This is a genomic window from Streptomyces sp. NPDC051636, from assembly GCF_044453765.1.
In the GTDB taxonomy this organism is placed as follows: domain Bacteria; phylum Actinomycetota; class Actinomycetes; order Streptomycetales; family Streptomycetaceae; genus Streptomyces.
This window is the reverse complement of sequence record NZ_JBITDA010000069.1, coordinates 1-7,714: the sequence shown is the minus strand read 5'-3', so window position 1 is coordinate 7,714 and position 7,714 is coordinate 1. Positions and strand designations below refer to the sequence as shown.

Below are 7,714 nucleotides of genomic sequence, written 5' to 3'. Positions count from 1 at the left end.
GACCGACGTCAGGTGAACTGGCAGTTCACCACCCACGACGCACGCATCAAACTGCGCCACCTCTATCCCAAAAATTAGCCGCGACAATCTACTAGCCGATAGCGAGCAAATTCTTGGCCAGAATGCGGAGTTCCTCGTCGGATGGCCCTGCCCGGAGAAGGGCGCACGCTGAGCAGGTGGAGCGGGGAGAAGGCAAAGGAGCGGAGGGCGGGGCGAAGACCCTCGGGGGAGCTCGCCGATGGCGGTAAGGGCCTTGAGGGCATAGGCCGACCGGAGTGGGGCCGACCAGCTCGACGAGAACGGAGACGGCGGGGTCCGGGGATCTGGTGACCCAGTAGTGGGCCAGGGCGAGCGCGGCCAGGCAGTACTCGACGAGGCTGCCGGTGTAGCCGCCGTCGGCCCAGATCAGGGCCAGCATGTGGTGGGCGTCGGTGACTTGGGGCAGCAGGACCGGGCGGCCGCACGGTCGCCGACATCCGCGCTCGTAACCATCACGCCCAGCAGCAGGCCGAGGGTGTCGACCACGCCGCTTGCGGCCGTTGATCTGTTTGCCGCCGTCAAAGCCGCAGCTGTCAGCGGCGACGACGGCGTCCGCCTTGATGGACTGCGAGTCGATCACGCCGGCCGTCGGCTCCGCGTCACGGCCCAGCCGCATCCGGTACCTGGCCGCGCAGCCGGTCATGGAACTCCTTGACCAGGGCGTGGTCGCGCCAGCGGCGGAAGAAGGCATACACCCGGTCCCACAGCGGGAAGTCGGCCGGCATCGCCCGCCACTTGACGCCGTTGTCCACGAGACAGCGGATCGCGTCCAGCACCGCGCGGTGGCAGTGTCCCTCCGGCCGGCCGCCCCGCCCGCGCATCCAGCCCGGCGTCGGCGGGTTGGACCACTCGGCCATCGACATGGACGACTGCGGCACCGGGGCCTCCTCTTGCTGTCGAACCCGTACACCACTTCCAAGGACGCAACCGCCTGACCTGCGTCGTTGAGGCATTGGCGGTAGCGACTGAACGGTTGCTGAGTCGCTGCACTTCAGTCGCTGCCGGGAGACGACGCAGCTACCCAAGCGACTGAAGGAGAGCAGAAGACTCTGCTTCAGTGATGAGACTCTGTGCCAGAGGGCCAGTCGCTTCGGTCGCTAGGTCGCTACGGCTGGACGTCCTCCGGGGAACGAGTGACAGACGACACCCGAGCGCGACGCGATGAAGCGTGGGATGAGCCGATCACCGAACCGAGGGCATAGCGTGGAAGACTCATAAGGGGCCGGGGCCGTGTGGACCCCGGGGTCGCCACCCCTGGTGTTACCCCCCACCATGAGCACGAGGGGCAAACGTGATTCCTTCCGAACTCGCCGCATTCCTCAAGTCACGGCGTAACCGGATTCGCCCCGCCGACGTGGGCCTGCCAACCGGCCCGAGGCGCCGGGTGCCAGTCCACCGACAACGCCGACCACCCAAGCCCTTCACGCCACACCGGCACTTGCGCTTTCACCTTCGCCCCTTGCGGCGTTGACGATGCCTCCTCGGCCTGCCGGCGGGAGATCCGGCGAGGTTCTGGACGCCGCGCGGCGGACTGAGCAGCCAGGCCTGGACGGTGCTGCGTCAGTCCGCGACGGCGCGCACGGCTGCAGATGTACAAGCCGTTCGAGACCGGCGACACATCGGTCTGCGACACGCTCCTGACGGAGGACTTTGTGGACGCGCCGCTCGCTCCTGGCCAGGGGCCTGGGCGTGAGGGCATGAAGCGGCACGTCAGCAAAGACCTCGTGGCCACCTTTCCCGGCCTGACCATCCGTATCGAGGCCATCCATGTCGCGGGGAACACCGTCATGGTCCCTTCGGTGATCAGGGGCACACAGGAGGGGCCGTTCCTCGGGGTTGGCGCCACCCACCGCAAGCTGTCCTTCCGGGCCGCCGACATCCACCAGTGCACCGCTCACCGGCAGATGGCACGTACGGATCACCTGGAGGACCTCTTCGGCGCCTTCCGGCAGATGACGCAGTAATCCGAAGGCTTCCAGGCGCCATCACAACGTGACACGGGTCAAGGCCCGACCTTGCCAGAGATCGGCGCGGGCCGCGGTCCAGTCGGGCTCCCAGCCGGGTCGCAGACCGCTCACTCCCCAACCGTCCGGCCGTCTGCCGGGGATGCCGAGTCCGGCCTGCTGCGCCACTACCGCAGCGTCATACACCTCGTGCGCGATCCGCACGGCGTCACACGTCGAGGCAGCCTGACCGGTAAACACATGCAGGCCGTTCCGCGTCTTGTCGGTGGTGTGATGTATCGGGACGTTGACCTGGAAAATTCGCAGATGCACCATGGCGTCCATCTCCTTCGGTTTCGTGACGGCACGCTGGAACGGTTTGGGAGATGCAGGCCCAGTCCTCGTTGCCCGAGCTGGTCGGGCGACGCGTGGGCGTGCGGCAGAGTTCCAGGGCGAAACCGTCACGACGTTGAAGACCTTGGTCGGAGCGCATAGGGGGCTGTGGCCGGCGGTCTGTGGGTGCCCGCCAAGCCTGGTGCGCGGCCGGGCGTTGGCGTGGTGCCGGTGCCCGGCCGCGCCTGTGGGCGCGGAGTGGTTACTCGCCGTCGTCCGGGGTCTGCTGGAGCATGGCGAGGGTGAGGACGTTGCCGCCGATGCCCCAGCCGCCGTCGGTGACTTCCTCGACGAGGACCATGGTGTTGGCGCGGGCGCGTTCGCCGTAGATGTCGACGTACAGCTCGGTGGCGCGGGTGACGATCTCCTCCTTCTGCTTGGCGTCGAGGGTGCCGGCGGGGACCTTGAAGTTTGCGAACGGCATGATCGTTTTCCTTGTCTGTATGGGTGGTGCGGGTTATTACAGGGAGCTGCCTGCGGTGAGCAGGTCGTCCAGCCCGATGCGGCGGAAGAAGTCGGCGCGGATGCGGTCGGCGACCGCGGAGACGACTTCGCTGCCGTCATGGCTGGGGTCTATGTGGGTGCGAAGCGGCCGGGTGCCGGCGGGCATGGCCACCAGGCGTACGACCGCGTCGGCGACGTCGGCCGCGTCGGCGTCCGGGGGAATCAGCGCGGAGAGCCGTTCGTCCAGGCCGGCCAGCAGGGGGCCGTAGCGTTCGTCGTAGGCGGTGGTCCGCGCGGTGTCGGCGGGGGTTCCGGCGTGCACGAAGTGGTTCGTGCCGGAGGTGAAGGCGCCGGGGACGACGATGGCGGTGTCGATACCGAAGCGCAGGACTTCGCCGGCGTAACTGACCGCGAGGGCGTCCATGGCGGCCTTGGCGGCGAAATAGGGTCCGACAAAGGGCGGGCAGCCGCCGCGGGTGCTGGTACTGCCGATCCATACCAGCAGTCCCTCGCCCTGCTCGCGCAGGTGAGGCAGTGCGGCACGGTTGACGCGCTGGGTGCCCAGCACGTTGATGTCGTACAGTTCGGCGAGCTGTTCGGGGGTGAAGGCCTCGGCCGGCCCGGTAGCCATGTGGCCGGCGTTGTGGACGACCACGTCCAGCCGGCCGCCGCCGTCCAGGATGCCGGCGATGGCGGCATCCGCGGATTCCTGCGAGGTGACGTCGAGTTCGACGGCCCGCGCCTGCACCCCGTGCTCGGCCGCGAAACGGTTCAGTTCCTGCACCGCCGGGGCGTTCCGGGCAGTCGTCTGCCGGATCCCGGCGTACACCGTGTGCCCCGCACGAGCCAGAGCCCGTACCGTCAGCGCCCCGAAACCACTGGACGCCCCAGTCACCAGAACACCTCTACTCACATCAGACACCATGGTTTTCCTCGCAATGAGCGTGTGTGGGGGGGGAGGAGGCCGACCGGGCCGGTTAGATGATGCCGCCGTTGGCGCGGATGACCTGGCCGTTGACCCAGTGGCCGGCGGGGGAGGCGAGGAAGGCGACGACGGCGGCGATGTCGGCGGGGGTGCCCAGCCGCTCCAGCGGGGGCTGGGCGGCCAGGCGGGCGATGGTCTCCTCGTCCTTGCCTTCCAGGAAGAGGTCAGTGGCGGTGGGGCCCGGAGCGACGGCGTTGACCGTGACATCCCGGCCGCGCATTTCCCGGGCCAGGATCAGCGTGAGCGCTTCAACGGCGCCCTTGCTGGCGCTGTAGGCGCCGTAGCCGGGGAATGCCAGGCCCACCACGGAGGTGGAGAAGTTGATGATCGCCCCGCCGTCGCGGATGGTGCGGGCCGCCTGCCGGGCGACCACGAAGGTGCCGCGGATGTTGGTGCGGTGCGCGGCATCCAGCTGGTCGAAGTCGATCTCGGCCACCGGCGACAGATACAGCCGCCCGGCCGCATGGACGACGACATCGACCCCACCGAACTCGGACTCGGCCGCGGCGAACAGACCCGCGACCGCCTCCTCGTCGGCCACATCGGCCTGCACCGCAACCGCCCGGCCGCCGGCGGCGGTGATCTCCTTGACCGCGGCCTCGGCCTGCTCCCGGTTGCCGGAGTAGCCGACCACCACGGCGAATCCGTCCGCCGCCAGCCGGCCGACCGTTTCACGGCCGATCCCGCGAGATCCACCGGTGACAACGGCAACACGAAGACGCTCCGTACCGGACCCGGACACAGCGCTACGGGCCGTTGCGTTGTTGAGGGACATAGATGACTCCTGCCAGGTAGTGCCGGAGTACGGATGAGAGCTCGATCCGTGATGACCGGCGGAGTGTGGATGATGAGGTGCCTTGGCGGCGCCGTCGTCGCGTGTCCTGCCACCATCGGCCGGTGTTCCGTCTCCAGCCAGGGCTGTGCCTACCCAGGGGTTGTGATCCCCTGGCTCAGCTCCCCGTGGCGGGGCGGTGGGAGGCGAAAGGTGCGGACTGGAGTCATGCGAGAGGTGAGCAAGCATTCCCCTGATGACAGCTGTGAGCTCGCCTCCGGGGAGGGCGTGGAAGAGCTGGCGCAGGCCGCTGACCGGCTGTTTTATGCCATGCGCCGTCCCCGGACCACCACCGTCGGACAATCGGAGACCGGGCTGTCCAGGGCCCAGCTGACACTTCTTGCCCCTCTGGCCGAAGACGCCGAGGCGCGCGGACTGCCTGTCGGCAGGCTTGCCGCTTCGGCCGAGGTCAGCGTCCCTACCGCCACCCGCATGCTCAAACAACTCGAGGCCAAGGATGTTGTCACCGGCGACGTTCGGACGAGGACGAACGCCAGGTTCTGATCCGTCTCACCGAAGACGGCATCCACAGGCTCGCCGCCATGCAGTGCGCACTGCGCGCACGCCAGAGCCGAGGGCTCTCCCACTACACGCCTCAACAGCGCCTCGACCTCGCTGCGCAGCTCCACCAACTCGCGGACGCCATCACCGACTCGATGATCGAACCGAACCGATGAGCCGAGCGCACAAACCCCCGATTCGCGGGGTCCCGTCAAGGCCGCCGGGGTAGCCTGAGAGCGGACGGCTGAAGCAGGTCTTCGAGAGCTGGCCTCCATGAACTACACACGACTACCCGAAGCCGCCTGCGGTGTCACGCAGCGTGACGAGTTGCTCGCTGCGGCGACGCGGAAGTGCCTGAAACGTCTCGGGGCAGCAGCCGTCACGGCATTCCTGCGCGTCCCGCAGAGCAACACATTCAACGCCGCTGTCGTGGCGGTGTCTCCCCTCGGGGTGGGCATTGGGGAGTCGTTCTCGGCGGACGACGACGTTTACGCGTCAGCTGCAGCCCTTCGGCACGGGCGGGTGGCCATCACCCAGTCAATCCATCCGGTTGCCAAACATCCGGAGATGGCCGTCATGGCGCCTTTCCCGTTCACGGTGGCAGCGGGGCCCTTGCTCACAGAGCGTCGCCCCCTCGGCACGCTATCGGTTTTCTGGCCGCAGTTGTTCCGCGTGGTCACCGACACCGAACAGAGTTATCTCGCCCAGGCCGCAGCCACGCTCTCCGCCCAGCTTGATCGGCTGGCGGCCGACGGGGTCTCCATGGACGCGCCTCCGGTGCCTGTCGTCGTCTCCAGCGGCACCGACTCGGATACGGCCCCGCTGGTATACCACCTGCACAGGCTGGCCAGCCTGCTGCTCTCAGCCTCGTGTACGGAAGACGCGGTAGCCCTGGCCCTGGAACGGATCACCTGTGCGTTCGGGGCGCGGGCAATGGCCATCAGTCTGATCGACAGCGCCCGGCTGCGCGTGGTGGGCACAGCCGGATGCTCCAAGGACTTCATATCCTCGTTGAACGACATGCCCCTCACCAGCGCTTCGCCGGAGACCGACGCGATCGCTCAACAGCGCCAACTGGAATACCTCCCTGGCGATGACAGGACGCGCGGCAGGATGGACAGCGCGGATCCGGACAACGAGAACTGCGTATGGGTCGTTCTCCCCCTGCTGACTGCGGGACGCGCCGTCGGCACGTGCTCCATCGGATTCATACCGGAGAAGAGCCGCACCGTAATCGCCCAAGCAATGCTCACAGCGCTGTCGACACTGCTCGGCCAGACCATCGAGCGCACACAGATGTACGACGCGCAGCATGCGCTGGCAGAGAACCTGCAGCAAATGCTCCTGCCCCGGATGCTTCCTCAGCCCGCTGGCCTGGCCATCACCAGTCGGTACATGCCCACCCCCAGTGGAATCGAACTCGGCGGAGACTGGTACGACGTGATCAACCTGCCCGACGGCGGGGTCGCCGCGGTCGTGGGTGACGTCCAGGGCCACAACATCTCCTCCACCGTGGTCATGGGGCAACTGCGCAGCGCGGTGCGCGCCTACGCAACCGAGGGGCACGACCCGTGTGCGGTGCTGAACAGAACCAACCAACTGCTCCTCGGCCTGGACACCGACCTGTTCGCCACCTGCTGCTGCGTCTGGTTGGACCCTGACACCGGACGCGCCCAGATCGCCACCGCCGGCCACGAGGCTCCCCTCATGCGCACCGCAGACGGCCATTACCTAGCCCGGATACCCGACGCGGGTATCCCCCTGGGCGTCGACGCAGACCCTCACTATCACGCCACCGGCCTCATACTCGAGGCGGGAACACTGCTGGCACTCACCACCGGCGAACTGCTGACTTCCACCGAGAACGCCGCCGCTGTACTCGAAGACGCCGTGACCACTGCTACAGGAGAACTGGAGACCATTGGCGACCTGTTGATCAGCACCCTCACCGGGTCCGCCCGCGCCGACGACGCTGCCCTGCTCCTCGTCCGCTACGAAGGCCCACCAGCCCAAGCGCGGCACAGGGTCGCCCAGACCGCCATCCACCGCCACGACGTGCAAGGAGTCGCCCGCACCCGCGCCTTCCTCCGCCAGCTTCTGCAGACATGGGAGCGGCCGCACCTGACCGAGTCGATGGAACTTCTGGGCTCCGAGGTGGTCACTAACGCGCTCATCCACGGCGACAGCCATGTGGACGTCTGTGTCCGGCTGTACCCCTCACGTCTGCGCATGGAAGTCCGTGACAGCGATCCACATCCAGCACGTCCCGTGGTGTACCCCCGTCGAGAGGACCAGGCAGAAGGCGGACGCGGCCTCCTCATAGTCGCCGCCCTGGCCTCCTCCTGGGGTAACTCACCCAGTGGACGGGGCAAAACCGTATGGTTCGAGCTTGACGATCCCCTCGCCAGGCAATAGCCGACGCAGTGAGGCGGATCGATCAGCCTGCGGGCCACGCGTCTGCTGTGGACGCACGCTGGCGGCCGCTAGTAGGGCTTGGTCAGGTTTGTATTGCCGTGGTTATGTCGCGGTGGCAGGTGGGGCAGGCGCCGGCCCAGAGGGCGAGGAGTGTCTGCAGTT

Annotated in this window: 10 protein-coding genes and 1 pseudogene; 5 read left to right on the top strand and 6 right to left on the bottom strand. The window is 67.7% G+C overall.

Features of this window, described 5'->3' with window-relative positions; translation table 11 throughout:
• Positions 1-91: 91 nt before the first annotated feature.
• Together ACIBBH_RS42100 and ACIBBH_RS42095 are read right to left on the bottom strand one after the other, a co-directional pair.
• Positions 92-682, bottom strand: a complete 591-nt coding sequence (locus ACIBBH_RS42100; protein ID WP_399414238.1) for a hypothetical protein — start codon at positions 680-682, stop codon at positions 92-94.
• Positions 639-917: a transposase gene (locus ACIBBH_RS42095; RefSeq protein ID WP_399414236.1), complete on the bottom strand. Its 279-nt coding sequence runs from the start codon at positions 915-917 to the stop codon at positions 639-641. The genes ACIBBH_RS42100 and ACIBBH_RS42095 overlap by 44 nt, the downstream gene beginning before the upstream one ends.
• Before the next feature lie 413 nt (positions 918-1,330).
• Between ACIBBH_RS42095 and ACIBBH_RS42090 the strand changes: the two are divergent.
• A pseudogene (locus tag ACIBBH_RS42090) lies at positions 1,331-1,429 on the top strand (transcriptional regulator); the annotation flags it as partial.
• A gap of 199 nt (positions 1,430-1,628) precedes the next feature.
• Positions 1,629-2,003 carry an ester cyclase gene (locus ACIBBH_RS42085; protein WP_399414234.1) on the top strand — a complete coding sequence of 125 codons (375 nt, stop codon included), beginning with the start codon at positions 1,629-1,631 and terminating at the stop codon, positions 2,001-2,003.
• Positions 2,004-2,024: 21 nt separating this feature from the next.
• Here ACIBBH_RS42085 and ACIBBH_RS42080 read toward each other — a convergent pair whose 3' ends face one another.
• The 4 genes from ACIBBH_RS42080 to ACIBBH_RS42065 form a co-directional block, all read right to left on the bottom strand.
• The gene (locus tag ACIBBH_RS42080) at positions 2,025-2,327 is read right to left on the bottom strand and encodes a hypothetical protein (protein WP_399414232.1); all 303 of its coding nucleotides are present in this window, start codon (positions 2,325-2,327) and stop codon (positions 2,025-2,027) included.
• 250 nt (positions 2,328-2,577) lie between these two features.
• A complete protein-coding gene (locus ACIBBH_RS42075) occupies positions 2,578-2,799 on the bottom strand; it encodes a tautomerase family protein (protein WP_399414230.1) in 222 nt (73 codons plus the stop codon).
• Between the two features lie 36 nt (positions 2,800-2,835).
• Positions 2,836-3,744, bottom strand: a complete 909-nt coding sequence (locus tag ACIBBH_RS42070; RefSeq protein WP_399414227.1) for an SDR family NAD(P)-dependent oxidoreductase — start codon at positions 3,742-3,744, stop codon at positions 2,836-2,838.
• A gap of 52 nt (positions 3,745-3,796) precedes the next feature.
• On the bottom strand, positions 3,797-4,579 hold the full coding sequence (locus ACIBBH_RS42065) for an SDR family oxidoreductase (RefSeq protein ID WP_399414225.1): 783 nt from the start codon (positions 4,577-4,579) through the stop codon (positions 3,797-3,799).
• Positions 4,580-4,813: 234 nt separating this feature from the next.
• Here ACIBBH_RS42065 and ACIBBH_RS42060 point away from each other — a divergent pair, with 234 nt between their 5' ends.
• The 3 genes from ACIBBH_RS42060 to ACIBBH_RS42050 all read left to right on the top strand — a co-directional run bounded on the left by ACIBBH_RS42060 (position 4,814) and on the right by ACIBBH_RS42050 (position 7,552).
• The gene (locus ACIBBH_RS42060; protein WP_399414223.1) at positions 4,814-5,140 is read left to right on the top strand and encodes a hypothetical protein; all 327 of its coding nucleotides are present in this window, start codon (positions 4,814-4,816) and stop codon (positions 5,138-5,140) included.
• A gap of 38 nt (positions 5,141-5,178) precedes the next feature.
• A complete protein-coding gene (locus ACIBBH_RS42055; protein ID WP_399414221.1) occupies positions 5,179-5,313 on the top strand; it encodes a hypothetical protein in 135 nt (44 codons plus the stop codon).
• A gap of 97 nt (positions 5,314-5,410) precedes the next feature.
• A complete protein-coding gene (locus ACIBBH_RS42050; protein WP_399414219.1) occupies positions 5,411-7,552 on the top strand; it encodes a SpoIIE family protein phosphatase in 2,142 nt (713 codons plus the stop codon).
• Positions 7,553-7,714 lie beyond the last annotated feature (162 nt).